This is a genomic window from Polaromonas sp. P1_G1 (genome assembly GCF_056405595.1).
Genome location: NZ_JBFUBU010000011.1, coordinates 144,342 through 168,521 on the forward strand (window position 1 = coordinate 144,342; position 24,180 = coordinate 168,521).

The window sequence follows — 24,180 nt, forward strand, 5'->3', positions numbered from 1 at the left end:
CCCTGTTGAACGCCTTATCTGGCGGTTAAGGAAATCCAGGCGTTTGCCGGGATGCGCGATGGCCTGCACCGCAAGGTGAGCAGGGCGGAGACCCCACGGTATTACCGGCGGGTATTACTTCCCGGGATGGGCCGGGCCAAACCCCGTATCATTAGGGCATTCCCTTAGCACCGCCGGCGCCTTCGTCGGCTTTCCTTTTGCCCCATGGCCGACATCTCCGCTTCATCACTGGTTGAATTCAAGGATGTGACCTTCTCCTACCCGGGTTCGGCCGGCGATCGCGTCATCCTCGACAAGGTCACCCTGTCCGTGCCGCGCGGCAAGGTCACCGCGCTGATGGGCGCCTCGGGCGGCGGCAAGACCACCGTGCTGCGCCTGATTGGCGGCCAGCAGAAGGCCACCGGCGGCGCCGTCCTGTTTGACGGCAAGGACGTCGGCCAGCTGGTGCAGGAAGAACTCTATCTCGCCCGCCGGCGCATGGGCATGTTGTTCCAGTTCGGCGCGCTGTTCACCGATCTGAGCGTGTTCGACAACGTGGCCTTCCCGCTGCGCGAGCACACCGCGCTGGGTGAACGCCTGATCCGCGACATCGTGCTGATGAAGCTCAATGCCGTGGGCCTGCGCGGCGCGCGCGACCTGATGCCGAGCGAAATCTCCGGTGGCATGGCCAGGCGCGTGGCGCTGGCGCGCGCCATCGTGCTGGACCCCGAACTCATCATGTACGACGAGCCCTTCTCCGGGCTGGACCCGATCTCGCTGGGCACCGCCGCACAGCTCATACGCCAACTCAACGACACCCTGGGAATCACCAGCATCGTCGTCTCGCACGACCTGGAAGAAACCTTCCGCATCGCCGACAAGGTCATCATCCTGGCCAACGGCGGCATCGCGGCGCAGGGCACGCCCGATGAGGTCAGGCACTCCACAGACCCGCTGGTGCACCAGTTCGTCAATGCCGAGAGCGAGGGCCCCGTGAAATTCCATTACCCGGGGCCGGGCGTGGAGGCTGACTTCGGCAACGCGGATGCGGCCAAAAAGGAGCGCGCATGAGCCGCTACAGTCCCGTCGGCCTGGTGTCCGACCTCGGTTTTGCGGTGCGCAGGCAACTGGTCGACCTGGGTTATGCCGCGCGGCTGATGTCGCGGCTGGTGGCCCTGACCGGGCCGGCCCTGGCCCGCTTTGGCCTGGTGCGCGACCAGATCTTCTTTTTGGGCAACTATTCGCTAGCCATCATCGCGGTGTCCGGCCTGTTTGTCGGCTTTGTGCTGGGCCTGCAGGGCTATTACACGCTGCAGCGCTACGGTTCGGCCGAGGCGCTGGGCCTGCTGGTGGCGCTCAGCCTGGTGCGCGAACTCGGGCCGGTGGTCACCGCGCTGCTGTTCGCCGGCCGCGCCGGCACGGCCCTGACCGCCGAAATCGGCCTGATGAAGGCCGGCGAGCAGCTGTCGGCCATGGAAATGATGGCGGTCGACCCGATACGCCGCATCCTGGCGCCGCGCTTCTGGGGTGGCGTCATTGCCATGCCGCTGTTGGCKGCSGTGTTCAGCGCKGTSGGCATCATTGGCGGCTGGCTGGTCGGCGTGGTCATGATCGGCATAGACGCCGGATCCTTCTGGAGCCAGATGCAGTCCGGCGTGGACGTCTGGCGCGACGTGGGCAACGGCATCATCAAGAGTTTTGTGTTCGGCGTGACCGTCACCTTTGTCGCCCTGCACCAGGGATTTGAGGCCCAGCCCACGCCCGAAGGCGTCTCGCGCGCCACCACGCGCACCGTGGTGGTGGCTTCGCTGGCCGTGCTGGGGCTGGATTTCCTGCTCACCGCGTCGATGTTCAGCCTCTGATCCGGCCTTTCAACCACCCTAAAACATTTTTAATCCGCCCATGAGAAAATCCACCGTTCCAGTGTTCGCCTTGTTGAATGGTCGGTGCAGGGCAGCCCTTCGGGGCCACTGAAAGAAGAACCATGCAACGCTCCAAAAATGATCTCTGGGTTGGCCTGTTTGTCCTGATTGGGGGCGCCGCCATCCTGTTCCTGGCGCTGAAATCCGCCAACCTTCTCTCACTGAATTTCGATACTTCTTACAAGATCACGGCGAAATTCGACAATATTGGCGGCCTGAAGCCGCGCGCCGCGGTTAAAAGTGCCGGCGTGGTGGTTGGACGGGTTGAAAATATCACTTTCGACGACAAGTCCTACCAGGCGAGCGTGAGCCTGGCGATGGAAAGCCGTTATGTGTTTCCCAAAGACAGCTCGCTCAAGATTTTGACCAGCGGCCTGCTCGGCGAACAGTACATCGGCGTGGAGGCCGGCGGGGACGAGAAAAATTTCGCGGCGGGAGACGTGATCAAAAACACGCAATCTGCCGTAGTACTTGAGAATCTGATCAGCCAGTTTTTATACAGTAAAGCGGCGGATAGCAGTTCCGGATCAGGGTCTGCGCCGCCACCAGCGACGACAGAAAAAAAATGACAAGCAACAACACAATGAAAAAATCAACAGGGTGGGCCGGCGCTGTTCTCGCAGTAGCGCTGCTTCAGGGATGCGCAACCGGCCCCGGCGCCAATCCGTCCGACCCGCTGGAGCCCTTCAACCGGGCCATGTTCGGCTTCAACGAAGGCCTGGACCGCACCGTGCTCAAGCCCGTGGCCACCGCCTACCGCGACGTCACGCCCCAGCCCGTGCGCACCGGCGTCACCAGCTTCTTCGGCAACATTTCCGATGTCTGGTCCATGGTCAACAACCTGCTGCAGGGCAAGGGCGAAGCGGCCGCCGACAGCCTGTTCCGCGTCACTACCAACACCCTCTGGGGCCTGGGCGGCATTTTTGACGTGGCGAGTGAAATGAAGATTCCGAAACACTCGGAAGATTTCGGCCAGACCCTGGGTGTCTGGGGCGTGGGATCGGGTCCTTACCTGGTACTGCCCGTGCTGGGCTCCTCCTCGGTTCGCGATACCGCCGGCCTGCTGGTGGACTCCCAGATGGACGCGGTCACCCAGGCCAGCAATGTCCGTGTCCGCAATACCCTGACGACGCTGCGCGTGGTCAATGTCCGCGCCAACCTGCTGGGCGCCAGTGACGTGCTGGACCAGGCTGCATTGGACAAATACAGTTTTACCCGTGATATCTACCAGCAGCGCCGCAACAGCCTGATCGGCAATGGGACAGCGGAAAAGGAAGAGCGCTTTGACCTGCCTGAAGGCGCGCAGGCCACGCCCGCCCCCGCGCCGGCAGCCAAGTAAGCAGGTGAAACAAGCTTGAACAGGGGCCAAAACCAGGCCTTGAGAAGGCCTGGTAGCGCCAATATTTACAAGACTGCCGAATAACTTCATCCCCAGTCCGGAAACAATCCCGCAAAATATCCTCGAAACACCGGTTTTCAACGCGTGATGCATCAACCCGATGCCCATGAAGTTGATTCCAAGTTTCGACACCGAAGGAGCACCATGAAACGCAGAACCCTTGGCCACTTGTTGACCGCCACTCTTAGCCTGGCCCTGCTGGGCGCCGCGCCCTTTGTCCGCGCCCAACAGGTCGAGGCCCCTGACGCCTTGATCAAACGGGTGTCCGCAGAAGTGCTGGACAACATCAAGACCGATAAAGCTGTCAAAGCCGGCGACCTGACCAAGGTGCTGTCCCTGGTCGACAGCAAGATCATGCCCAACGTGAACTTCACGCGCATGACGGCGGCGGCCGTGGGCCGCAATTGGCGCCAGGCCACGCCCGAGCAGCAAAAGAAGCTGCAGGATGAGTTCAAGATCCTGTTGATCCGCACCTATTCCGGTGCCCTCGCGCAGGTCAGCGACCAGAGCGTCAGCGTCAAGCCGCTGCGCGCGGAGGCTGCCGACACCGAGGTGGTGGTGCGCACCGAAGTGCTGGGCCGTGGCGACCCCGTCCAGCTCGACTACCGCATGGAAAAAACCCCCACGGGCTGGAAGATCTATGACCTGAACGTGCTCGGCGTGTGGCTGGTGGAAACCTACCGCACCCAGTTCGCCCAGGAAATCAGCACCAAGGGCGTGGACGGCCTGATCGCCTCGCTGGTGCAGCGCAACCAGTCCAACAGCGGCGCAAGCGCCAAGAAGTCCTGAGCGGACGCGCTGCCGGTGCTGACGCTCCCCCCCATCCTCACGCATACCGAAGCCGCAGGTTTTGCCCGCGGCCTGAAGCAGGCTGTGCTGTCCCAGCCGGCTGGTGTGGTGGCGGACGCCGGCGCGCTCAAGGAGTTTGACTCCTCCGCTCTGGCCGTGCTGCTCGAGTGCCGGCGCGAGGCGCTGGCCGCCGGCAAGGATTTTTCGGTGGCGGGTCTGCCGTCCCGCCTGCGCCAGCTGGCCGGCCTCTATGGCGTGGCTGAGTTGATTCCGGCCGCCCAGGCCTGAGGCGCTTCACCCGCCACTGGCCGCCGTTGGTCCCCAAGGCGGTCCCGCCAAGGGCATTGCACGGCGCGCCCAGTTGAAAAACAGCATCAGCCCTTAAAATGGCGGGCTCATGCCAGCGATCTCATTCCAGTCCGTCTCCAAAACCTACTCCTCCGCGYGAAATCAGACAGGTCCCGTCGTCAAGGCGCTTGACGACGTCAGTTTCGATATCCGGCAGGGCGAATTTTTTGGCTTGCTGGGCCCCAACGGCGCTGGAAAAACCTCCCTCATCAGCATACTGGCCGGCCTGTCGCGCGCCAGCGGCGGTAGCGTCAAGGTACACGGCAGCGAYGTGCWGACYGACTATGCCRAYGCCMGSCGCAAGCTSGGYGTGGTGCCGCAAGAGCTGGTGTTYGACCCCTTCTTCTCGGTACGCGAGGCCTTGCGCATCCAGTCCGGCTATTTCGGCATCAAGCACAACGACGACTGGATCGACGAGCTGCTGGTCAGCCTGGGCCTGGCCGACAAGGCCAATGCCAACATGCGCCAGCTCTCGGGCGGCATGAAGCGCCGCGTGCTGGTGGCGCAGGCCCTGGTGCACAAGCCGCAGGTCATCGTGCTGGATGAGCCCACCGCCGGCGTCGATGTGGAACTGCGCCAGACCCTGTGGCAGTTCATCGCCAAACTCAACAAGCAGGGCAGCACCGTGTTGCTGACCACGCATTACCTCGAAGAAGCCGAGGCCTTGTGCAGCCGCATCGCCATGCTCAAGCAGGGCCGGGTGGTGGCGCTGGCGCAGACTTCCGAGCTGCTCAAGGCGGCGTCCTCCAACGTGCTGCGTTTCAAGATCGACAGCGAACTGCCCATGCACCTGGCCGTGCAGGCCCGCATCACCGGCCGCATCGTGCAGTTTCCGGCCCACAATGCGAACGAAATCGAGCAATACCTCGCGGCCATCCGCGAGGCGGGCCTGGTGGCCGAAGACGTTGAAATCCGCAAAGCCGACCTGGAAGACGTCTTCCTCGACGTCATGAACAAGAAGCCCGCCGGCGAGACCGCGGCCGTGGCGGTAGACCTCGCGAAAGTAGCAACATGACCGGCTGGCAAACACTGCTCTACAAAGAGACCTTGCGYTTCTGGAAGGTGGGTTTTCAGACGGTGGSMGCGCCCGTGCTGACCGCCGTGCTCTACATGCTGATCTTCGGCCACGTACTGCAGGACCAGGTCAAGGTTTACAACCAGGTCAGCTACACCGCCTTCCTGGTGCCGGGCCTGGTGATGATGAGCGTGCTGCAGAACGCCTTCGCCAACAGTTCCTCCTCGCTGATCCAGAGCAAGATCATGGGCAGCCTGGTGTTTGTGCTGCTCACGCCGCTGTCGCACTGGCACTGGTTTTTTGCTTATGTGGGCTCTTCGGTCGCGCGCGGCCTGCTGGTGGGTGTGGGCGTGTTCGCCGTCACCGTGTTTTTCGGCCAGCCGGCTTTTGTGGCGCCGCTGTGGATCGTGCTGTTCGCGGTGCTGGGCGCCGCCATGCTGGGCGCGCTGGGTGTGATCGCCGGCCTGTGGTCCGAGAAGTTCGACCAGATGGCGGCGTTCCAGAACTTCGTCATCATGCCCATGACCTTCCTGAGCGGCGTGTTTTACTCCATCCACTCGCTGCCGCCTTTCTGGCAGAAGGTCAGCCACCTGAACCCCTTCTTCTACATGATTGACGGCTTCCGCTATGGCTTTTTCGGCGTCAGCGACGTTTCGCCGTGGCTGAGCCTGGGCATCGTGGCGACGGCCCTGCTGGCCGTCAGCGCGGTGGCCATCAACCTGCTGCGCACCGGCTACAAGATAAGACACTAGAAACATGACCAGCGAAGAACTCCAATCCATCATCGCCGCGGGCCTGCCCTGCGAGCACCTCGAGCTGTCGGGCGACGGCCGCCACTGGTATGCCACCGTGGTCTCCAGCGCCTTTGAAGGCCAGCGCCTGATCCAGCGCCACCAGAAGGTCTATGCCACCTTGGGCGGCCGCATGCAGACCGACGAGGTGCATGCGCTGTCGATGAAAACCTATACGCCGGCCGAATGGGCCAATAACAACAGCAACGACAACAGCAACGCGAACTGAATAAAACATGGACAAACTACTTATCAAGGGCGGCAAGCCGCTGGCCGGCACGGTCGAGATTTCCGGCGCCAAGAACGCCGCGTTGCCCGAGCTGTGCGCCGCGCTGCTGACGGCCGACGACGTTACCTTGCGCAACGTGCCACGCCTGCAGGACGTCGCCACCATGCTCAAGCTGATCCGCAACATGGGTGTCGAGGCCGAGCGCGGCGATGACGGCACGGTGCGCATCAACGCCGGCAAGCTCAGTTCTCCCGAGGCGCCCTATGAGCTGGTCAAGACCATGCGCGCCTCCGTGCTGGCCCTGGGACCGCTGCTGGCGCGCTTCGGCGAAGCCACGGTCTCGCTGCCGGGCGGCTGCGCGATCGGTTCGCGCCCGGTGGACCAACACATCAAGGGTCTTCAGGCCATGGGCGCCGAGATCGCGGTGGAGCACGGCTACATGCTGGCCAAGCTGCCGGCCGGTCAGAAGCGGCTCAAGGGCACCAGCATCACCACCGACATGGTGACCGTCACCGGGACAGAAAACTTCCTGATGGCCGCCAGCCTGGCCGAAGGTGAGACCATCCTGGAAAACGCGGCCCAGGAGCCGGAAATCGGCGACCTGGCTGAAATGCTCATCAAGATGGGCGCGAAGATCGAAGGCCACGGCACGCGCCGTATCCGTATCCAGGGCGTGGAGCGCCTGCACGGCTGCACTCACCAGGTGGTGGCCGACCGCATTGAGACCGGCACCTTTCTGTGCGCCGTGGCGGCCGCCGGCGGCGACGTCGTACTCAAGCACGGCCGCGCCGACCACCTCGACGCCGTGATCGACAAGCTGCGCGAAGCCGGCGCCACCGTGACGGCGGGCGAGGGTTTTATCCGCATCCAGGCCAGCGGCCGCATGAAGGCGCAATCCTTTCGCACCACCGAATACCCCGGTTTCCCGACCGACATGCAGGCGCAGTTCATGGCGCTCAACGCCATCGCCCTGGGCGGCAGCACCGTGACCGAGACGATTTTTGAGAACCGCTTCATGCACGTCAACGAGATGGTGCGCCTGGGCGCCAAGATCCAGATCGAAGGCAAGGTCGCGGTGATGGAGGGCGTTGAGAAACTTTCCGGCGCCACCGTTATGGCCACCGACCTGCGCGCCTCCGCCAGCCTGGTGATCGCCGGCCTGGTGGCCGAAGGCGAAACCCTGGTGGACCGCATCTACCACCTGGACCGAGGCTACGACCAGATGGAAGCGAAATTGCGCGGAATCGGCGCAGACATAGAACGGGTGAAAGCATGATTACGCTCGCGCTGTCCAAGGGCCGCATCTTCGACGACATCCTGCCGTTGCTGAAAACGGCCGGCATCGAGGTGCTGGACGACCCCGAAAAATCCCGCAAGCTGATCCTGGACACCAACCAGCCCGGCGTGCGCGTGGTGCTGGTGCGCGCCACCGACGTGCCCACTTACGTGCAGTACGGCGGCGCCGACATCGGCGTGGTCGGCAAGGACACCCTGCTCGAGTCCGGCAGCCAGGGCTTGTACCAGCCGCTCGATCTGCAGATCGCCAAATGCCGCATCAGCGTGGCCGTGCGCGAGGGTTTTGACTACGCCGCCGCCGTGCGCCAGGGTTCGCGCCTCAAGGTCGCCACCAAATACGTGGCAATCGCGCGCGACTTCTTCGCCACCAAGGGCGTGCACGTCGACCTGATCAAGCTCTACGGCAGCATGGAACTCGCGCCGCTCACGGGCCTGGCCGACGCCATCGTCGACCTGGTCTCCACCGGCAGCACGCTCAAGGCCAACCATCTGGTCGAAGTCGAGCGCATCATGGACATCAGCTCGCACCTGATAGTGAACCAGACCGCGCTCAAGCTCAAGCAAGAGCCGATCCGCCAGCTCATAGATGCCCTTTCGGCCGCCACGGCCTCCTCGCGAAAATCCTGACCCATGAAGCCGACCGCCGCACCCGCCCGCCTGTCCACTGTTTCCGCCAACTTTGAGGCCGAATTCAAGGCGCGCCTGCATTGGTCCGCCGACACCGACGCCGCCATCGAGCAGCGCGTGGCCGACATCCTGGCCGACGTGCAGCGGCGTGGCGATGCGGCGGTGCTGGAATACACCGCGCGCTTTGACGGCCTGGACGCGGCCGCCATGGGCCAGCTGGAACTCACGCAAGCCGAGCTGAAGGCCGCGTTTGATGCGATCCCGGCGGCGCAGCGCGATGCACTCGAAGCCGCTGCGCGCCGTGTGCGCAGCTACCACGAGGCCCAGAAGAAGGCCAGCGGCGAAAGCTGGAGCTATCGCGACGAAGACGGCACCCTGCTGGGCCAGAAAGTCACGCCGCTGGATCGCGTCGGCATCTATGTACCCGGCGGCAAGGCCGCTTATCCTTCGTCGGTGCTGATGAACGCCATCCCGGCCCATGTGGCCGGCGTCGGCGAAATCATCATGGTCGTGCCCACGCCCAAAGGCGAGAAAAACGCCCTGGTGCTGGCCGCCGCCTACGTGGCCGGCGTGACCCGCGCCTTCACCATTGGCGGCGCGCAGGCCGTGGCCGCGCTGGCCTATGGCACACAAACGGTGTCCAAGGTCGACAAGATCACCGGCCCCGGCAATGCCTACGTCGCCAGCGCCAAGAAGCGCGTCTTCGGCACGGTGGGCATAGACATGATCGCCGGCCCTTCGGAAATCCTGGTGCTGGCCGACGGCAGCACGCCGGCTGACTGGGTCGCGATGGACTTGTTCAGCCAGGCCGAGCATGATGAACTGGCCCAAAGCATCCTGCTGTGCCCCGACGCCGCGTATATCGACGCCGTGCAGGCCGCCATAGACCGCCTGCTGCCCGACATGCCGCGCGCCGAGATCATCGCCAAATCCCTGAGCGGGCGCGGCGCGCTGATCCACACGCGCAGCATGGAAGAGGCCTGCGCGATCAGCAACCGCATCGCGCCCGAACACCTGGAAGTCTCCAGCCGCGACCCGCACAAGTGGGAACCCCTGCTCAAGCACGCTGGCGCCATTTTCCTGGGCGCCTACACCAGCGAATCGCTGGGCGACTACTGCGCAGGCCCCAACCACGTGCTGCCCACCAGCGGCACGGCGCGTTTCAGCTCACCGCTGGGTGTCTACGACTTCCAGAAGCGTTCCAGCCTGATCGAAGTCAGCGAAGCCGGCGCCCAGGTGCTGGGCAAGATCGCCGCCGAGCTGGCTTACGGTGAAGGCCTGCAGGCGCATGCGCGGGCGGCCGAGATGCGGCTGAAATAAGGCTTTAAATCACACGAATTTCGTGCAACACGAAATTCGTGTAAACTTTGAGCCATGAAGAACGTCACCATCACCGTCGACGATGCTGCCCTGGAATGGGCGCGCATCGAGGCGGCGCGGCGCAATACCAGCGTCTCGCGCCTGGTGGGCGAGATGCTGGCCGAGAAGATGCAGCGCACAGACGCCTACCAGCGCGCCATGCACGACTGGCAAAACAAGGACCGGCTATGGGTGTCCGACGGCCAGCCCTATCCCAGGCGCGTCGACCTGGATGAGGCGGGCGCATGAGCGAGGCTTCGAACAACGTTTTTGTGGACGCCAGCATCCTGCTCTACAGCGAAGACGGCGCCGACCCGGCCCGGCAACAAGCCGCGCTGGCCTGGCTGGCCGTGTTGTGGCGGCGCGGCCTGGGCCGCACCAGCACGCAGGTGCTCAATGAGTTTTACCTGCTGGCCACGCGCAAGATCCAGCCGCCCATGCCCGCGGGCGATGCGCGCGCCGAGGTGCGCCGCTATGAACTCTGGCAGCCCTGGTTGACCGACCACGCCACCGTCGAGTCCGCCTGGGCGGTGGAAAGCCGCTATGGCCTGGATTACCGGGACAGCCTGGTGGTCGCGGCGGCGCAGCACCTGGGTTGCCGCTACCTGCTCAGCGAAAACCTGGCGCATGAGCAGCACTACGGCGGTGTGCAGGTGATCAATCCTTTTAAAACCGGCGTTGAACTGTTGGAGCCCCTTGCATGACCCTGCCTGCCCCTCTGTTGGATAACAAGCTCAAAAAACTGATACGCCAGGACGTGCAGTCCATGCATGCCTACGCCATCCAGGACTCGGCCGGCATGGTCAAGCTTGACGCCATGGAGAACCCGCATCGGCTGCCTGCGGCGCTGCAGGCCAAGCTGGGCCTGCGCCTGGGTGCGCTGGCGCTGAACCGTTACCCCGACGGCCGGGTCAACGACCTTCGCAAGGCACTGGCTGACTACGCGCGCATGCCCGAGGGCTTCGACATCATGCTGGGCAACGGCTCGGACGAGTTGATCTCGCTGCTGGCCATGGCATGCGACGTGGAGGGCGGCTCGATATTGGCGCCTCTGCCGGGCTTTGTGATGTACGGCATGAGCGCCCAGCTGCAGGGCCTGAAATTCATCGGCGTGCCGCTGACGGCCGACTTTGAGCTGGACGAAGCCGCCATGCTGGCCGCCATCCAGGAACACCAGCCCTCCATCATCTACCTGGCCTATCCGAACAATCCCACGGCCAACCTGTGGGACGACGCGGTGATCGAAAAGATCGTCGAAGCCGCGCCTGGGCTGGTCGTGATGGACGAGGCTTACCAGCCCTTCTCGAGCAAAAGTTATATCGACCGTATCGCCAAACATGGCCACGTGCTGCTGATGCGCACCCTGAGCAAGTTCGGCCTGGCCGGCGTACGCCTCGGCTACATGATGGGGCCCAAGGCCCTGATTGCCGAGGTCGACAAGGTGCGCCCACCCTACAACATCAGCGTGCTCAACTACGAATGCGCACTGTTCGCGCTAGAGCACCAGGAAGAATTCGCCGCCCAGGCCCAGGACCTGGTGGCCCAGCGCGCCGCGCTGATGGACGCGCTGGCCGGCATGGCGTCCAGAGGTGTCAAAACCTGGAAAAGCGATGCCAACATGATCCTGGTGCGCGTGCCCGATGCGGCCAAAACCTTTGACGGCATGAAATCGCACAAGGTCCTGGTTAAAAACGTTTCTAAAATGCATCCATTGCTGGCCAATTGTTTGCGCCTGACGGTCGGCACCGCGGACGAGAACGCGCAAATGCTGGCGGCGCTTGAAAAATCCCTATGACTACCCCCACACCTGTTTCCACCGTTCCCCTGGCGCCCCGGACGGCCGAAGTTTCGCGCAACACGGCGGAGACCCAGATCACCGTCAAGCTCAACCTGGACGGCACCGGCAAGGCCAGCCTGTCCACGGGCATAGGCTTTTTCGACCACATGCTGGACCAGATCGCCCGCCACGGGCTGATCGACCTGGACATCCAGGCCAAGGGCGACCTGCACATCGACGGCCACCACACGGTGGAAGACGTGGGCATCACGCTGGGCCAGGCCGTGGCCAAGGCCGTGGGCGACAAGAAAGGCCTGCGCCGTTACGGCCACGCCTATGTGCCGCTCGATGAGGCGCTGTCGCGGGTGGTGGTCGATTTTTCGGGCCGCCCGGGCCTGGAGATGCACGTGCCCTTCAAGAGCGGCATGATCGGCACCTTCGACAGCCAGCTGGCCTACGAGTTCTTCCAGGGTTTTGTGAACCATGCCTTCGTGACCTTGCACATCGACAACCTCAAGGGTGAAAACGCCCACCACCAAGCCGAGACCGTGTTCAAGGCCTTTGCCCGCGCGCTGCGCATGGCGCTGGAGATAGACCCGCGCGCGGCCGGTGTGATCCCTTCGACCAAGGGCTCGCTTTAAGCTTCTTCCCAAAGCCGCCGCGCCGAAACCCACCTTTGTTTTTGGCATCGCCCCCTAACAATGGGCGCCGGCAGCCCTTAAATTCACAGCCAACCCTTCTTGAACCCCTGATGGCAAAACCCAAAACAGTGGCCGTGGTCGACTACGGCATGGGCAACCTGCACTCTGTCTCGCAGGCCGTGCGCCATGTGGCGGCGGGCAGCGGCTTTGAGGTGCTGGTCACCTCCAAAGCCGAAGACGTCATGAACGCCGAGCGCATTGTGCTGCCCGGCCAGGGCGCCATTGCCGACTGCATGCGTGAGCTCGCCGATTCCGGCATGCTGGAGTCGGTGCTGCACGCGGCGGCCCACAAACCGCTGTTCGGCGTCTGTGTGGGCATGCAAATGCTGCTGAGCCACAGCGACGAAGGCCAGCCCGGCGACGGCGGTGCCGGCACCCCCGGCCTGGGGCTGATTCCGGGCCAGGTCGTCAAGTTCGAACTGGCGGGCAGGACACAGCCTGACGGGAGCCGCTACAAGGTACCCCAGATGGGCTGGAACCAGGTTTACCAAAATGGTGCGGGCACGGCACCCCACCCGGTCTGGGCCGGCGTGCCCGACGGCGCCTACTTTTACTTCGTGCACAGCTTTTATGCCCGCCCGTCGGATGCGCGCCACATCGCCGGCGAGGCCGATTACGGCGCGCGCTTCGCGGCGGCGATTGCACGCGATAATATTTTTGCCACCCAGTTCCACCCCGAGAAAAGCGCCGACCACGGGCTGGCCCTGTACCGCAATTTCCTGCACTGGAACCCGTAGCCACTCACAGCCGCCTTGGGTCAGACCCGGTATCGGGGCTTCCCGCTTTTTGTTACCCTGAGCACCCGTTTTCTTTTTTTACCGTCTTTTTTACCGCCACATGCTACTCATCCCCGCGATTGACCTGAAAGACGGTCACTGCGTCCGCCTCAAACAGGGCGACATGGATCAATCCACCATCTTCAGCGAAGACCCGGCCGCCATGGCGCGCAGCTGGGTCGACAAGGGCGCGCGGCGCCTGCACCTGGTGGATCTGAACGGCGCCTTCGCGGGCAAGCCCAAGAACGAGGCGGCCATCAAGCAGATCCTGGCCGAAGTGGGCAGCGAAATCGACGTGCAACTGGGCGGCGGCATCCGCGACCTGGACACCATCGAGCGCTACCTCGACGCCGGCCTGCGCTACGTCATCATCGGCACGGCCGCCGTCAAGAACCCGGGTTTCCTGCAGGATGCTTGCACCGCCTTCGGCGGCCACATCATCGTCGGCCTGGACGCCAAGGACGGCAAGGTCGCCACCGACGGCTGGAGCAAGATGACCGGCCATGAGGTCATAGACCTGGGCAAGAAATTCCAGGACTACGGCGTCGAATCCATCATCTACACCGACATCGGCCGCGACGGCATGCTGACCGGCATCAACATCGATGCCACCGTCAAACTGGCCCAGGCGCTGACGATTCCCGTGATCGCGTCTGGCGGCCTTTCGAACATGGCCGACATCGAAAAGCTCTGTGAGGTCGAGGAAGAAGGTGTGGAAGGCGTGATCTGCGGCCGTTCGATCTACAGCGGCGACTTGGATTTTGAGAAGGCTCAGGCCAGAGCAGATGAGTTGAACGGCTAGGAGTGCCTATAAATCCGATTCTCGGGCTCATGGCGGCGTTGCGCGGTGCTCGAAATCCTCATGCACCGCAAGTGCATTCCGGTTCCTGCGCTCCGGGCGCCTTGCCCTGCATCCCGACAATCGAATTTCTAGGCACTCCTAGAGGCATCTTCAATCATCGCCAGGTCCACTGAACCCAACATGCTCGCCAAACGAATCATCCCTTGCCTTGACGTCACTGGCGGCCGCGTGGTCAAGGGCGTCAACTTCACCCAACTGCGTGACGCAGGCGACCCGGTGGAAATCGCCGCSCGCTACAACGAMCARGGCGCCGACGAACTCACKTTYCTCGACATCACKGCCACCAGCGACGGGCGCGACCTGATCYTGCMCATCATCGAGGCTGTGGCCTCGCAGGTCTTCATTCCCCTGACGGTGGGCGGCGGTGTGCGCACCGTCGAAGACGTGCGGCGCCTGCTCAATTCCGGGGCCGACAAGACCAGTTTCAACTCGGCCGCCATCGCCAATCCGCAGGTGATCGCCGACGCGTCGGCCAAATACGGCTCGCAATGCATCGTGGTGGCCATTGACGCCAAGCGCCGCAACGCGGAAGACGAAAAACGCCTGACCCCCGCCGGCGAGCCCGTGGGCCCGGGCTGGGACGTCTACAGCCATGGCGGGCGCAAAAACACCGGCCTGGACGCCGTGGCCTGGGCCACCGACATGGCACGGCGCGGCGCCGGTGAGATTTTGCTGACCAGCATGGACCGCGACGGCACCAAGTCGGGCTTCGACCTGGCCCTGACCCGCGCGGTGAGCGATGCCGTCAGCGTGCCGGTGATCGCCTCGGGCGGCGTCGGCAACCTGGAACACCTGGCCGACGGCGTGCAGACGGGCGGCGCCGATGCAGTGCTGGCCGCCAGCATTTTTCATTACGGCGAATACACAGTGTTGCAGGCCAAGCAACATATGGCAAAACGGGGTATCCCCGTGAGGATGTGACGCAACCTCCGCAGGCTTCGTGCAATCCCCGACAATAGCCCCATGAACTGGTTAGACGATGTTAGCTGGGACGACAAGGGCCTGATCCCTGTCATTGCACAGGAAGCCTCCAGCGGCGATGTGCTCATGTTCGCCTGGATGAACCGCGAGGCGCTGCAAAAAACCGCCGAGCTGGGCCAGGCGGTCTACTACAGCCGCTCGCGCGGCCGTCTCTGGCACAAGGGCGAGGAATCCGGCAATCAGCAAACGGTGCATGAAATCCGCCTGGACTGCGACAACGACGTGATCCTGCTCAAGGTGACGCAGCTGGGCCACACGCCGGGCATCGCCTGCCACACGGGCCGTCACAGCTGCTTTTTCAGTGTGTATAAAGACGGCCGGTGGGTGGTGACCGAGCCGGTCCTGAAAGACCCGACAACCATGTACAAACAGACTCCCGGCAAACATGACCACGAATGACTCCCTCCAGCGCCTGGCGCTTATCATCGAAAGCCGCAAAGCGGCCAACGGTGGCGACCCGGACAAAAGCTATGTGGCGCGCCTGCTGCACAAGGGCCCCGACGCCTTTTTGAAGAAAATCGGCGAGGAGGCCACCGAAACCGTGATGGCCGCCAAGGACATCGACTGTGCGCTGGCCCAGGGCGGCGCGTCGAACGAGCTCAAGGGCAAGCTGGTCGGTGAAGTCGCCGACCTGTGGTTTCACAGCCTGATCGCGCTGGCGCACTACGGCCTGAGCCCGGCCGACGTGATCGCCGAGCTGGAGCGCCGCGAAGGCACCAGCGGCATCGAGGAAAAGGCGCTGCGCAAGGCCCAGCACCGCGACGCGGCCGAAAAACCGTGAGCGCGCCGGCCGCCGATTTCATTTTTGACTTCACCGTGACAGGAAGCTGACCCATGGAAACCGATCTGGCCGAATTCGAGGGCAAGAACCCCAACGACCGCGTTGTCATGCACGTGTTGTACGGCCTGCACACGCTGGCCTGGTTCAGCGGCGGCGTGTTCGCGGTGATCGCCCTGATCGTCAATTACATACGCCGCGCCGAAGAGTCCGACCCGCTCTACATCGACCACCACAATTACATGATCCGCACCTTCTGGTGGACGCTGGGCTGGCTGGTGCTGCTGTCGCCGCTGTGGCTGCTGTTTGTGTTCCCGGGTTTTATCGCCTACGTCGTCGTGTGGCTCTGGTACCTGTACCGCTGCGTGCGCGGCTGGATGCGTTTCAACAGCCATCGCCCCACTTAAGTCCTTCCAAACTGACCAAGCCCCATGAGCCATTCCGACAATTGCATTTTCTGCAAGATCGCCGCAGGCGCCATCCCCAGCCGCAAGGTCTATGAAGACGACGAATTGTTCGCTTTTCACGACATCAATCCCTGGGCGCCGGTGCATTTCCTGGTCATCCCCAAAGCGCACATCCCGTCCATGGCGCAGGTCGGTCCCGAACACGCCGCGCTGCTGGGCCGCATGATGGTGCTGGCGCCCAAGCTGGCGATTGAGCAGGGCTGCAACCCCTACCCAGCTGGCGGTTACCGCATCGTGACCAATACCGGCGCGGAAGGCGGGCAGGAAGTTCACCACCTGCATTTCCACGTGATCGGGGGCCCTCGCCCCTGGCTGAAGGGCTAGGAAGCAGCGGGAACCCCGGGCCGCGTAAACACACTAACCCGGTAGGCCAATGGGTGTAATCGGTACCCAGGCGGGACTGGCCTTTAGAATCAACGCAACTGCGTGCAAACCGCCCCAACCGGCAATATTGCATTTACACCTGTATTTACAGATTAGGAGCAAATCATGGGTTCATTTTCCATCTGGCACTGGCTGATCGTGCTGTTGATCGTGGTCATGGTCTTCGGCACCAAAAAGCTGAAAAACATGGGCAGCGACCTGGGTGGCGCGGTCAAGGGTTTCAAGGACGGCATGAAGGACGGCAGCCAGCCTCCCGCCGACGTTCCCGTGCCGCCCGCAAGCGTCACGACGAATGCCCAGGCCTCGGACAAGACCACGATCGACGTCGAAGCTCGCCAGAAGTCGTAATTCAGGCCTGACATTCAGTGATTGACCTCGGCATTTCCAAAATGGCGCTGATAGGCGCCGTGGCGCTGATCGTTATCGGCCCGGAAAAGCTGCCGCGCGTGGCGCGCACCGTGGGCATGTTGCTGGGGAAAGCCCAGCGTTATGTGGCCGACGTCAAGAACGAGGTCAACCGCTCCATGGAGCTGGACGAACTCAAGAAGATGAAGGAAACCGTCGAGGGCGCGGCCCGCGACGTCGAGAATTCCATCCAGACCAATGCCAGCGACTTCGAGAAGTCCTGGGCCGAGGCCACGGGCGAGTCGTCCTCAGGCGCCTTGCCGGGCATGGAAATCTTTCCCGAGTACAAGCATCCCAAAAAGAAGTGGCGGCTCAAGCAAGGCGCGACACCCCAGTGGTACAAGGCCCGTTCCGGCGTGCGCACCCGCGCGCAGTCCGGCGCAGCCCGCGTGGCACGTTTCCGTCCGCAGCCGGGCCGCCTGTCTTGAGCCTTCCCGCTGACCTTCTGTTCTTTGCGCATCCCACGGCGCCACCCACCCAGCGCAAACTTCCTTCATGAGCGATCCCAACACCGACAAGCCCGACGAACTCGCGGGCACTGAGCAGCCCTTTGTGCAGCACCTCATGGAGCTGCGCGACCGGATGATCAAAGCGGTGATCGCCATCGGTATCGCCGCCGTGGTGCTGGCGTTTTATCCCGGTGCCAGTGCCCTGTATGACCTGATGGCAGCGCCGCTGGTGGCAACCCTGCCCCAGGGCTCCAAACTGATCGCCATCAGCGTGATCACGCCTTTTGTGGTGCCGATCAAGATTCTGTTCATGGCGGCCTTCATGATCGCGCTGCCGGTGGTGCTTTATCAGGTATGGGCTTTTGTGGCGCCGGGCCTTTACTCGCACGAGAAAAAGCTGGTCATGCCGCTGGTGATCTCCAGCACGCTGCTGTTTTTTATCGGTGTGGCGTTTTGTTATTTCGTCGTGTTCGGGCAGGTGTTTCATTTCATCCAGAGTTTTGCGCCCAAGTCCATCATCGCCACGCCTGACATAGAGGAATACCTGAGCTTCGTGCTGGGCATGTTTCTGGCCTTTGGGCTGGCCTTTGAGGTGCCGATCGCGGTGATCCTGCTGGTGCGCATGGGCGTGCTCACCGTGGCCCAGTTGCGCGAGTACCGCGGTTACTTCTGGGTGGCGGCCGCCATCGGCACCGCATTGGTCACGCCGCCGGACGCGGGCTCGATGATCATGCTGCTGGGCGTTGTCGGAGGCCTCTATGAAGTGGGCATCCTCGCCGCCCTGCTTTTCGTCAAGCACACCAAGCCGCCCGAAACCGACGGCGACGCCGAAGCGGCCAAATCCTGAAACGGCCGCCGGCAGCCTAGCGCTGCTGCTGCGCCCTGGGCCGCTGGCGCTTGCCGGGCGTGACGGCGATTTCGGTCTGCTTGTCCTTGCGCAGCACCGTCAGCGGGGCGGGGGTGCCGGGCTTGAGGGCCGCCACGGCGGTCAGCAACTGGCTCACATTGCGCACACCCTTGCCATCCACCGCGGTGATGACGTCGCCCGGCTGTATGCCGGCCTGCGCGGCGGGGCCGTTTTGCAGCACGCCGGTGATGATGACGCCGCCGTCCCTGGCCGCGGCGGGCTTGAGGCCGAAGGTCTCGGCCAGCTCGGGGTTCAGGTCCTGCGGCTCCACGCCTATCCAGCCGCGCGTGACCTGGCCGTCCTTCACGATGCCTTCAAGCACCTGTTTGGCGGTGGACACCGGAATGGCGAAGCCTATGCCCATGSAGCCGCCCGAGCGCGAGTAGATCGCAGTGTTGATGCCCATCAGGTTGCCGTTCACGTCGACCAGCGCGCCGCCCGAGTTGCCGGGGTTGATGGCYGCGTCGGTCTGGATGAAGTTCTCAAAGGTGTTGATGCCCAGCTGGTTGCGCCCCAGCGCGCTCACGATGCCGCCGGTCACGGTCTGGCCCACGCCGAAGGGATTGCCGATGGCCATCACCGGGTCGCCGACCTGCAATGCGTCGGAGTTGCCCAGCACGATGACGGGCAGCTTGTCCAGGTCGATCTTGAGGATGGCCAGGTCGGTGTCGGGGTCCGTGCCTATGACCTGGGCCTTGGCTTTGCGCGTGTCGTTGAGGATGACCTCGATGTCGTCGGCGCCCTCGACCACATGGTTGTTGGTCAGGATGTAGCCGCTGGCGCTGATGATCACGCCGCTGCCCAGCCCGCCCTGCGGCTCGTTGGGGCTCTGGTCGCCGAAGAAAAACTTGAACCACGGGTCTTCGGCGTGCGGGTTCCTGGCGGCAGCCTTGCTGGTGTTGATGCTGACGACGGCCGCAGAGGCTGTTTTGGCGGCCGAGGCAAAACCGCCGGCGGCGCCCGGGCTGCGCGGCGCGCTGCCGGCYGGCGCCTCGATCACGGAGACACCGGGCGTGTTGCCGCGGTCCAGCCACTGTGGCTTGAGCGTGGCCACCACAAAATAGGCGGCCAGCAGGACGGTCACCGTTTGGGAAAAAAGAAGCCAGGTACGTTTCATGAAGCGATGGGGGCGGGTGCGCGGGATGCGGGGAACAAACAGGTGTGAAGCCAGGGGCCTGGCCGGGGAGCGGCCGGGTGATGAAGTTTATCGCTTCGGGTCCCCGGCCGCTTGTAAGCAAGCATGCCGCTTTGCTCCGGTACCATGTTTCCGGGCGGCTGCCAGACCGCGCCGCGGGACTGGCCGGAACAGCCGTCCCGGGATCAACAACCATAACGGAGGCGACATTCATGCATCAATGTTCAAGGCGGGCCTGGCTCGCGCGCGGCGCGGCCGCTATGGCGGCGGGTTCGGCGGGGTTGGCGTTGCCGGTCCTGGCCGCGCCCACCGCGACGAAATTTCCGGCCAGCCTGGTGGTGCAGGGCACGGCGCTGCAGCTCAACGGCGCCGGCACACGCTTCAAGGCCATTTTCCAGGTCTACGACATGGCCATGTATACGAGCCGCAAGGTGGCGTCGGCCGATGAGGCGATGAAGCTGGGCACGCCCATCCGCCTGGCATTCGTGGCGCTGCGGGAAGTCTCCGGCACCGACCTCGGCCGGCTTTTCCTGCGCGGCATGGCCGACAACTCCAGCCGCGATGCGGTCAGCCGCCATTCGGTGTCGAGCAACCGGCTGATCGACATCTTCTCGGGCCGCAGCAAGTTGATGCCCGGCGATTCGTTCGCGATGGAATTCGTGCCGGGCAAAGGCACCAGCTTTTTCATCGTCGAGCAGCCGCAGGGCGCGCCGGTCGGCGACGCGGAGTTCTTCCGCATGGTGCTGGGCATCTGGCTGGGCTCCGTGCCGGCCGACTTCATGCTGAAGGACGCCCTGCTGGGCCTCGAGAAAACCTGAGTGCCCTGACACAATGGAGGCATGAGCACTACACGACAGGACTTGCTGCAGGCCTTTGACGCGCTTTTGCAGCCGGCGCGCTTCAAGGACTATGGACCGAACGGCCTGCAGGTCGAGGGCAAGCCTGAAGTCCGCACGATAGTCTCCGGCGTCACCGCCAGCCTGGCGCTGATAGAGGCGGCGGTTGCCGCGCGGGCCGATGCCATTTTTGTGCACCACGGCCTGTTCTGGCGCGGCCAGGACGGCCGCATCACGGGCTGGATGAAGCAGCGCCTGGCGTTGCTGCTGGCGCACGACATCAACCTCTACGCCTACCACCTGCCGCTCGATGCGCATCCCGAACTGGGCAACAACGCGCAACTGGGCCTGCAACTGGGGCTGGCTGCCAGCGGGCGTTTTGGCGAGCAGGACCTGGGCTTTATGGGGGAGCGCGCCGACAGCGGCCGTTTTGCCGATACCGCTGCTTTGGCGGCGCATGTGCAGCAGGTGCTGGGGCGGCCCGTGGTCCAGGCCGGGCCGGCGCAGAAGGCCATCCACCGGATCGCCTGGTGCACGGGTGGCGCACAGGGTTATTTCGAGGCGGCGATCGCCGCGGGCGCCGATGCTTTCATCACGGGTGAGATTTCCGAGCCGCAAGCGCATTACGCGCGGGAGATGGGGGTGGCCTTCATCGCCTGCGGCCACCACGCCTCCGAGCGCTACGGCGCACCGGCGGTGGCGGGACAGGTCGCGGCCCGACTGGGCCTGGCCCACCAGTTCATCGACATCGACAACCCGGCCTGAGGCCTTTTCCGCAGTGGCAGGGTCAAGCCGGCTTGTGGCGCGGCCGGCCGGCCCGGGGCGGCTTGATGCCGGCGGTTTTCGGGTTTTTCGGGGTTTTGGGCCGTGAAACTGCCTTCGGCACGGCATCGCGCAGGGCGCGCCAGCTGGAGCCCAGTTCGGCATGTTCCACCGGTACGGCGGTGCGGCTTTCCGGGTCCAGCAGCGCCGCGCGGGAGCGCATTGCACGTGCGGCTTCGGCGACCGACTGCGCTTCGTGCAGCAACTGGTCCACGTCCTTGCCGGCGGCCGACAGGTGAACGATGCCGACGGCGATGTCCGGCGAGATCCGGATGTGCCGTCCGTCCAGCGAGGCCACGTCCAGAGGGCGGCGCAGGCTGGTGGCCACACGCAGGCCCAGCGTGCGTATCCAGCGCGGCGAGTGCATGGTCTCCAGCAGCACCACGAAGCAGCGGTCGTAGTAGCGGCCCGCCGGGTTCACGGTGCCGGTGTGGCGTTGCATGCGGCGCGCCAGCTGGATGTAAATGTCGTTGAGGCCTGCCTGGCCTATTTGCGGCAGCAGGCGCTCGGGCTCGAACAGCAGCACGGCCATCAGGGCGCCGTCGCGCCGGGTGCGCTGGCGGCGGCGCTGCGCGCGAATGATTTTCTGCACCATGGCCACGCCGTCGTAGAGCTGGGTGATGGGGTCGCGCCGCGACACCTCGCCCTGCATCATCTGCCGGATCTGGTGGTTGCGCAGCCACAGCATCGCTGCGGTGATGAGCACGCTGAGCAGCGCCGCCAGCGCCACGCCGGCCTGCAGCGGCAGCGGCGGCCGCGTGGTATTCAACGCCATCCCGTAAAGGCCGATTTGCGCGGGCAGGGTCAGCAGGCAGCCCAGGGCCAGGCCCCAGGCCATACGGTCGCCCAGCTGCGTGGCGCGCACCGACAGCCAGAGCACCACCGACAGGTTGGCGATCGCCAGCGCGCCGGAGACCGGCAGGCGCCATTCGGGCGCGAGCAGCAGGCACAGCGGCCCGCCCGCCAGGCACACCAGGGTCATCGCCAGGAGGCTGACTTTCATCAGGTGGTCGCGCTGGTGGGCCGACAGCCACTGGCTGGCGCCGTAGCTGCCCATGGCCGCGCACAGCGGCCCGGCCAGGACCTGTGCCGTGGCCAGCGGGTCTTGCGCGTCCGGCCAGGCGGCGGCGGGCAGCCCGCTGAGCAGCACCACCACCACCCAGCACAGGGCCAGGTAGGTCAGCGTCTGCGAGGCGGCGCGCGTGCGGCTGTAAAAGGTATCGGCCAGGGCCAGCAGGACCACCAGGCCGAGCGCGCCGGCGGCAGCGCTCCACAGCATCATGTCGGCGCCGGGCATCATGGGGTGGACGGCCGCACTCATGGCCGGCTCAGCGCTGCGTGCAAGGGCCTGCCGGCCGCTGCGCTGTGGTTTGCGCCAAAATACCCCAAGAATGCATCTGCCCGAACCCCTCGTATTTTTTTGCCAGCCGCGGCGCCATGCCGCTCGCGGGCGTACCCATTTTTTCGCGATTATGGTCCGTCCGGCCGCGGAATGCACCTTGCCACTGGAATTCGCCGTATTGCGGCGGGGGATGCGCTGTGGCTAAGCCGCTGCTCATCACCATGGGTGACGCGGCTGGCATAGGCCCGGAAATCATCGCAAAAGCTTTTCGCGAGGCGCCTGCCGACCTGGCCGGCTGTGCCGTGGTGGGCGACGTGGCCACGCTGCGCCGTGCCGCCGCGCTGACCGCATCCCCGCTGGCGCTGCCGGTGGYGCAGCTGGACAGCCTGGCGGCGTTGCCCGGTGTGCCGCCGCGCTGCATTCCGGTGTTGCAACAGTGCGCCTTGCCGAGCCTTGTTCCTTACGGGCAGGTCAGCGGCATGGCCGGCCAAGCCGCGGCTGACTGCATCGTCTGGGCGTCGCGTCGCGTGCTGGCCGGCGAGGCCGCGGCGCTGGTGACCGCGCCCATCCACAAGGAGGCCTTGGCCGCCGCCGCCGGTGGCTGGGCGGCCGGTTTTCCAGGCCACACCGAAATGCTGCAGGCCGAAGCGGCTGCGTTTCTGGGCAAAGCCGTGAGTGAGGTGCCGGTGCGCATGATGCTGGCCAATGACGAGCTGCGCACCGTGCTGGTCAGTATCCACATGTCGCTGAGGCAGGCCATCGAGGCCGTGACTTTCGACAATGTGCTGCAAACCCTGCGCATCACGCACGGCGCCGTGGGCGCCAGCTTGGGGCGCGCACCTCGCATCGCGGTGGCCGGGCTCAATCCCCATGCCGGCGAAGGCGGGCTGTTCGGCCATGAGGAGCAAACCATCATCGCCCCGGCCATCGCCGCCGCCCGCGCGGAAGGCCTCGATGTGAGCGGCCCCTTCGCGCCCGATACGGTGTTCATGCGCGCGCGCCAGGCCGCCGGCAAGCCCGGCGAGTTTGATGTGGTGGTCGCGATGTACCACGACCAGGGGCTGATCCCGGTCAAGTACCTGGGGGTGGAGCAGGGGGTCAACGTCACACTGGGACTGCCGCTGGTGCGCACCAGTCCCGACCACGGGACGGCTTTCGACATCGCGGGCAGCGGCCGCGCCGATGCCTCCAGCCTGCTGGCCGCCGTACGCATGGCGCGGCGGCTTGCGGCTTGCTGACGCCTATCGGCCTGCGTTACGGCCTATTTTTTGAGGCTGTCGCGGATCTCGCGCAGTAGCACGATGTCTTCGGGGGTTGCCGCCGGCGCTGGCGCGGCTTCGTGGCTGCGCTTGAGGCGGTTGATCTGCTTGACCATCAGGAAAATGATGAAGGCCAGGATGACGAAGTTGACGGTCACGGTCAGGAAGTGGCCGTAAGCGAAGACCGGCACGCCGGCCTTGCGCAGCGCGTCCAGCGACATGTCGGTGCCGGCAGGCACGTTGCCCAGCAGCACATACATGCTGGAAAAATCCAGCTTGCCGAAGACCAGGCCCACCACCGGCATGATCAGGTCGCTCACCACGGCGTCCACGATCTTGCCGAAGGCCGCGCCAATGATCACGCCGACGGCCAGGTCGACCACGTTGCCCTTGACGGCAAATTCCTTGAATTCCTGCATCATTCCCATGAAGTCTCTCCTCTTGTTGGAAAAAACATTATCAAGGCTGGGCCTGCCGGCGCGGCCCGCGCGCGGGCCCGGCTTGAAACAAAGTATGTGCAATCCGGATGGTGCTTAAAAAACAGG

32 protein-coding genes are annotated in these 24,180 nt (G+C 64.4%); 29 read left to right on the top strand and 3 right to left on the bottom strand.

Annotated features, from left to right (window positions below; genetic code table 11):
• Positions 1 to 204: 204 nt before the first annotated feature.
• From AC1D1Y_RS07555 to tatC, 26 genes are all read left to right on the top strand, one after another.
• Positions 205 to 1,050 carry an ABC transporter ATP-binding protein gene (locus tag AC1D1Y_RS07555; RefSeq protein ID WP_477681799.1) on the top strand — a complete coding sequence of 282 codons (846 nt, stop codon included), beginning with the start codon at positions 205 to 207 and terminating at the stop codon, positions 1,048 to 1,050.
• Complete coding sequence (gene mlaE, locus AC1D1Y_RS07560; protein ID WP_477681800.1) at positions 1,047 to 1,841, top strand: lipid asymmetry maintenance ABC transporter permease subunit MlaE; 795 nt, start codon at positions 1,047 to 1,049, stop codon at positions 1,839 to 1,841. Before AC1D1Y_RS07555 ends, mlaE begins: the two co-directional genes overlap by 4 nt.
• Before the next feature lie 122 nt (positions 1,842 to 1,963).
• Positions 1,964 to 2,470, top strand: a complete 507-nt coding sequence (mlaD, locus tag AC1D1Y_RS07565) for an outer membrane lipid asymmetry maintenance protein MlaD (protein ID WP_436157486.1) — start codon at positions 1,964 to 1,966, stop codon at positions 2,468 to 2,470.
• Between the two features lie 14 nt (positions 2,471 to 2,484).
• Positions 2,485 to 3,240: an MlaA family lipoprotein gene (locus AC1D1Y_RS07570; protein ID WP_477681801.1), complete on the top strand. Its 756-nt coding sequence runs from the start codon at positions 2,485 to 2,487 to the stop codon at positions 3,238 to 3,240.
• Positions 3,241 to 3,444: 204 nt separating this feature from the next.
• Positions 3,445 to 4,089, top strand: coding sequence for an MlaC/ttg2D family ABC transporter substrate-binding protein (locus tag AC1D1Y_RS07575; protein WP_477676334.1), 645 nt, complete (start codon positions 3,445 to 3,447; stop codon positions 4,087 to 4,089).
• A gap of 15 nt (positions 4,090 to 4,104) precedes the next feature.
• Positions 4,105 to 4,377 (top strand): STAS domain-containing protein, encoded by a 273-nt coding sequence (locus tag AC1D1Y_RS07580; protein ID WP_477681802.1) that lies wholly within the window; start codon positions 4,105 to 4,107, stop codon positions 4,375 to 4,377.
• Between the two features lie 109 nt (positions 4,378 to 4,486).
• Entirely contained in the window at positions 4,487 to 5,452 is a 966-nt protein-coding gene (locus AC1D1Y_RS07585; RefSeq protein WP_477681803.1) for an ABC transporter ATP-binding protein, read from the top strand.
• Positions 5,449 to 6,204, top strand: a complete 756-nt coding sequence (locus AC1D1Y_RS07590; RefSeq protein ID WP_477681804.1) for an ABC transporter permease — start codon at positions 5,449 to 5,451, stop codon at positions 6,202 to 6,204. The genes AC1D1Y_RS07585 and AC1D1Y_RS07590 overlap by 4 nt, the downstream gene beginning before the upstream one ends.
• Before the next feature lie 4 nt (positions 6,205 to 6,208).
• The gene (locus tag AC1D1Y_RS07595) at positions 6,209 to 6,472 is read left to right on the top strand and encodes a BolA family protein (protein WP_477681805.1); all 264 of its coding nucleotides are present in this window, start codon (positions 6,209 to 6,211) and stop codon (positions 6,470 to 6,472) included.
• A 7-nt stretch (positions 6,473 to 6,479) separates the two neighbouring features.
• Positions 6,480 to 7,748: a UDP-N-acetylglucosamine 1-carboxyvinyltransferase gene (murA, locus tag AC1D1Y_RS07600; protein ID WP_477681806.1), complete on the top strand. Its 1,269-nt coding sequence runs from the start codon at positions 6,480 to 6,482 to the stop codon at positions 7,746 to 7,748.
• Positions 7,745 to 8,395 carry an ATP phosphoribosyltransferase gene (hisG, locus tag AC1D1Y_RS07605; RefSeq protein ID WP_477681807.1) on the top strand — a complete coding sequence of 217 codons (651 nt, stop codon included), beginning with the start codon at positions 7,745 to 7,747 and terminating at the stop codon, positions 8,393 to 8,395. The genes murA and hisG overlap by 4 nt, the downstream gene beginning before the upstream one ends.
• Before the next feature lie 3 nt (positions 8,396 to 8,398).
• A complete protein-coding gene (hisD, locus tag AC1D1Y_RS07610) occupies positions 8,399 to 9,715 on the top strand; it encodes a histidinol dehydrogenase (protein WP_477681808.1) in 1,317 nt (438 codons plus the stop codon).
• Between the two features lie 54 nt (positions 9,716 to 9,769).
• Complete coding sequence (locus AC1D1Y_RS07615) at positions 9,770 to 10,003, top strand: CopG family transcriptional regulator (RefSeq protein ID WP_436157475.1); 234 nt, start codon at positions 9,770 to 9,772, stop codon at positions 10,001 to 10,003.
• Positions 10,000 to 10,458, top strand: coding sequence for a PIN domain-containing protein (locus AC1D1Y_RS07620; RefSeq protein WP_477681809.1), 459 nt, complete (start codon positions 10,000 to 10,002; stop codon positions 10,456 to 10,458). Before AC1D1Y_RS07615 ends, AC1D1Y_RS07620 begins: the two co-directional genes overlap by 4 nt.
• The gene (gene hisC, locus AC1D1Y_RS07625) at positions 10,455 to 11,549 is read left to right on the top strand and encodes a histidinol-phosphate transaminase (RefSeq protein WP_477681810.1); all 1,095 of its coding nucleotides are present in this window, start codon (positions 10,455 to 10,457) and stop codon (positions 11,547 to 11,549) included. Before AC1D1Y_RS07620 ends, hisC begins: the two co-directional genes overlap by 4 nt.
• A complete protein-coding gene (gene hisB, locus AC1D1Y_RS07630) occupies positions 11,546 to 12,172 on the top strand; it encodes an imidazoleglycerol-phosphate dehydratase HisB (RefSeq protein ID WP_477677554.1) in 627 nt (208 codons plus the stop codon). Before hisC ends, hisB begins: the two co-directional genes overlap by 4 nt.
• Positions 12,173 to 12,282: 110 nt before the next feature.
• The gene (gene hisH, locus AC1D1Y_RS07635; protein WP_477681811.1) at positions 12,283 to 12,969 is read left to right on the top strand and encodes an imidazole glycerol phosphate synthase subunit HisH; all 687 of its coding nucleotides are present in this window, start codon (positions 12,283 to 12,285) and stop codon (positions 12,967 to 12,969) included.
• 100 nt (positions 12,970 to 13,069) lie between these two features.
• Entirely contained in the window at positions 13,070 to 13,810 is a 741-nt protein-coding gene (gene hisA / locus AC1D1Y_RS07640) for a 1-(5-phosphoribosyl)-5-[(5-phosphoribosylamino)methylideneamino]imidazole-4-carboxamide isomerase (protein ID WP_332700223.1), read from the top strand.
• Between the two features lie 180 nt (positions 13,811 to 13,990).
• A complete protein-coding gene (gene hisF, locus AC1D1Y_RS07645) occupies positions 13,991 to 14,791 on the top strand; it encodes an imidazole glycerol phosphate synthase subunit HisF (protein ID WP_477681812.1) in 801 nt (266 codons plus the stop codon).
• Between the two features lie 42 nt (positions 14,792 to 14,833).
• Positions 14,834 to 15,250, top strand: coding sequence for a phosphoribosyl-AMP cyclohydrolase (hisI, locus tag AC1D1Y_RS07650; protein ID WP_477681813.1), 417 nt, complete (start codon positions 14,834 to 14,836; stop codon positions 15,248 to 15,250).
• Positions 15,237 to 15,632 (top strand): phosphoribosyl-ATP diphosphatase, encoded by a 396-nt coding sequence (locus AC1D1Y_RS07655; protein ID WP_477681814.1) that lies wholly within the window; start codon positions 15,237 to 15,239, stop codon positions 15,630 to 15,632. Before hisI ends, AC1D1Y_RS07655 begins: the two co-directional genes overlap by 14 nt.
• A 53-nt stretch (positions 15,633 to 15,685) precedes the next feature.
• The gene (locus AC1D1Y_RS07660; RefSeq protein ID WP_477652453.1) at positions 15,686 to 16,036 is read left to right on the top strand and encodes a DUF4870 family protein; all 351 of its coding nucleotides are present in this window, start codon (positions 15,686 to 15,688) and stop codon (positions 16,034 to 16,036) included.
• 24 nt (positions 16,037 to 16,060) lie between these two features.
• Positions 16,061 to 16,420 carry a histidine triad nucleotide-binding protein gene (locus tag AC1D1Y_RS07665; RefSeq protein ID WP_477681815.1) on the top strand — a complete coding sequence of 120 codons (360 nt, stop codon included), beginning with the start codon at positions 16,061 to 16,063 and terminating at the stop codon, positions 16,418 to 16,420.
• 165 nt (positions 16,421 to 16,585) lie between these two features.
• A complete protein-coding gene (gene tatA, locus AC1D1Y_RS07670) occupies positions 16,586 to 16,828 on the top strand; it encodes a Sec-independent protein translocase subunit TatA (protein ID WP_477652455.1) in 243 nt (80 codons plus the stop codon).
• A gap of 17 nt (positions 16,829 to 16,845) precedes the next feature.
• A complete protein-coding gene (gene tatB / locus AC1D1Y_RS07675) occupies positions 16,846 to 17,313 on the top strand; it encodes a Sec-independent protein translocase protein TatB (RefSeq protein ID WP_477652456.1) in 468 nt (155 codons plus the stop codon).
• A gap of 67 nt (positions 17,314 to 17,380) precedes the next feature.
• On the top strand, positions 17,381 to 18,181 hold the full coding sequence (gene tatC, locus AC1D1Y_RS07680) for a twin-arginine translocase subunit TatC (protein WP_477652457.1): 801 nt from the start codon (positions 17,381 to 17,383) through the stop codon (positions 18,179 to 18,181).
• Positions 18,182 to 18,197: 16 nt separating this feature from the next.
• Here the strand turns inward: tatC and AC1D1Y_RS07685 are convergent, their stop codons facing one another.
• Complete coding sequence (locus tag AC1D1Y_RS07685) at positions 18,198 to 19,358, bottom strand: S1C family serine protease (RefSeq protein WP_477681816.1); 1,161 nt, start codon at positions 19,356 to 19,358, stop codon at positions 18,198 to 18,200.
• A gap of 314 nt (positions 19,359 to 19,672) precedes the next feature.
• On the opposite strand from AC1D1Y_RS07685, the gene AC1D1Y_RS07690 reads away from it, so the two are divergent.
• Both AC1D1Y_RS07690 and AC1D1Y_RS07695 read left to right on the top strand, forming a co-directional pair.
• Positions 19,673 to 20,194: a chalcone isomerase family protein gene (locus AC1D1Y_RS07690; protein WP_477681847.1), complete on the top strand. Its 522-nt coding sequence runs from the start codon at positions 19,673 to 19,675 to the stop codon at positions 20,192 to 20,194.
• A gap of 21 nt (positions 20,195 to 20,215) precedes the next feature.
• A complete protein-coding gene (locus AC1D1Y_RS07695; RefSeq protein WP_477681817.1) occupies positions 20,216 to 20,977 on the top strand; it encodes a Nif3-like dinuclear metal center hexameric protein in 762 nt (253 codons plus the stop codon).
• Between the two features lie 22 nt (positions 20,978 to 20,999).
• Here AC1D1Y_RS07695 and AC1D1Y_RS07700 read toward each other — a convergent pair whose 3' ends face one another.
• Positions 21,000 to 22,355: a diguanylate cyclase domain-containing protein gene (locus AC1D1Y_RS07700; protein WP_477681818.1), complete on the bottom strand. Its 1,356-nt coding sequence runs from the start codon at positions 22,353 to 22,355 to the stop codon at positions 21,000 to 21,002.
• Between the two features lie 218 nt (positions 22,356 to 22,573).
• Between AC1D1Y_RS07700 and pdxA the strand changes: the two genes are divergently transcribed.
• Entirely contained in the window at positions 22,574 to 23,614 is a 1,041-nt protein-coding gene (gene pdxA / locus AC1D1Y_RS07705; RefSeq protein WP_477681819.1) for a 4-hydroxythreonine-4-phosphate dehydrogenase PdxA, read from the top strand.
• A gap of 23 nt (positions 23,615 to 23,637) precedes the next feature.
• Here the strand turns inward: pdxA and mscL are convergent, their stop codons facing one another.
• The gene (mscL, locus tag AC1D1Y_RS07710) at positions 23,638 to 24,063 is read right to left on the bottom strand and encodes a large conductance mechanosensitive channel protein MscL (RefSeq protein ID WP_477681820.1); all 426 of its coding nucleotides are present in this window, start codon (positions 24,061 to 24,063) and stop codon (positions 23,638 to 23,640) included.
• Between the last annotated feature and the right edge of the window lie 117 nt (positions 24,064 to 24,180).

What these genes read in the sequence shown, in the direction of transcription:
- AC1D1Y_RS07555 (WP_477681799.1), top strand. Translation starts at nt 205, where the DNA reads ATGGCCGACATCTCCGCTTCATCACTGGTTGAATTCAAGGATGTGACC.
- mlaD (WP_436157486.1), top strand. Translation starts at nt 1,964, where the DNA reads ATGCAACGCTCCAAAAATGATCTCTGGGTTGGCCTGTTTGTCCTGATT.
- AC1D1Y_RS07570 (WP_477681801.1), top strand. Translation starts at nt 2,485, where the DNA reads ATGAAAAAATCAACAGGGTGGGCCGGCGCTGTTCTCGCAGTAGCGCTG.
- AC1D1Y_RS07575 (WP_477676334.1), top strand. Translation starts at nt 3,445, where the DNA reads ATGAAACGCAGAACCCTTGGCCACTTGTTGACCGCCACTCTTAGCCTG.
- AC1D1Y_RS07595 (WP_477681805.1), top strand. Translation starts at nt 6,209, where the DNA reads ATGACCAGCGAAGAACTCCAATCCATCATCGCCGCGGGCCTGCCCTGC.
- murA (WP_477681806.1), top strand. Translation starts at nt 6,480, where the DNA reads ATGGACAAACTACTTATCAAGGGCGGCAAGCCGCTGGCCGGCACGGTC.
- hisG (WP_477681807.1), top strand. Translation starts at nt 7,745, where the DNA reads ATGATTACGCTCGCGCTGTCCAAGGGCCGCATCTTCGACGACATCCTG.
- hisD (WP_477681808.1), top strand. Translation starts at nt 8,399, where the DNA reads ATGAAGCCGACCGCCGCACCCGCCCGCCTGTCCACTGTTTCCGCCAAC.
- AC1D1Y_RS07615 (WP_436157475.1), top strand. Translation starts at nt 9,770, where the DNA reads ATGAAGAACGTCACCATCACCGTCGACGATGCTGCCCTGGAATGGGCG.
- AC1D1Y_RS07620 (WP_477681809.1), top strand. Translation starts at nt 10,000, where the DNA reads ATGAGCGAGGCTTCGAACAACGTTTTTGTGGACGCCAGCATCCTGCTC.
- hisC (WP_477681810.1), top strand. Translation starts at nt 10,455, where the DNA reads ATGACCCTGCCTGCCCCTCTGTTGGATAACAAGCTCAAAAAACTGATA.
- hisB (WP_477677554.1), top strand. Translation starts at nt 11,546, where the DNA reads ATGACTACCCCCACACCTGTTTCCACCGTTCCCCTGGCGCCCCGGACG.
- hisH (WP_477681811.1), top strand. Translation starts at nt 12,283, where the DNA reads ATGGCAAAACCCAAAACAGTGGCCGTGGTCGACTACGGCATGGGCAAC.
- hisA (WP_332700223.1), top strand. Translation starts at nt 13,070, where the DNA reads ATGCTACTCATCCCCGCGATTGACCTGAAAGACGGTCACTGCGTCCGC.
- hisI (WP_477681813.1), top strand. Translation starts at nt 14,834, where the DNA reads ATGAACTGGTTAGACGATGTTAGCTGGGACGACAAGGGCCTGATCCCT.
- AC1D1Y_RS07655 (WP_477681814.1), top strand. Translation starts at nt 15,237, where the DNA reads ATGACCACGAATGACTCCCTCCAGCGCCTGGCGCTTATCATCGAAAGC.
- AC1D1Y_RS07660 (WP_477652453.1), top strand. Translation starts at nt 15,686, where the DNA reads ATGGAAACCGATCTGGCCGAATTCGAGGGCAAGAACCCCAACGACCGC.
- AC1D1Y_RS07665 (WP_477681815.1), top strand. Translation starts at nt 16,061, where the DNA reads ATGAGCCATTCCGACAATTGCATTTTCTGCAAGATCGCCGCAGGCGCC.
- tatA (WP_477652455.1), top strand. Translation starts at nt 16,586, where the DNA reads ATGGGTTCATTTTCCATCTGGCACTGGCTGATCGTGCTGTTGATCGTG.
- tatC (WP_477652457.1), top strand. Translation starts at nt 17,381, where the DNA reads ATGAGCGATCCCAACACCGACAAGCCCGACGAACTCGCGGGCACTGAG.
- AC1D1Y_RS07695 (WP_477681817.1), top strand. Translation starts at nt 20,216, where the DNA reads ATGAGCACTACACGACAGGACTTGCTGCAGGCCTTTGACGCGCTTTTG.
- AC1D1Y_RS07700 (WP_477681818.1), bottom strand. Translation starts at nt 22,355, where the DNA reads ATGAGTGCGGCCGTCCACCCCATGATGCCCGGCGCCGACATGATGCTG.
- mscL (WP_477681820.1), bottom strand. Translation starts at nt 24,063, where the DNA reads ATGGGAATGATGCAGGAATTCAAGGAATTTGCCGTCAAGGGCAACGTG.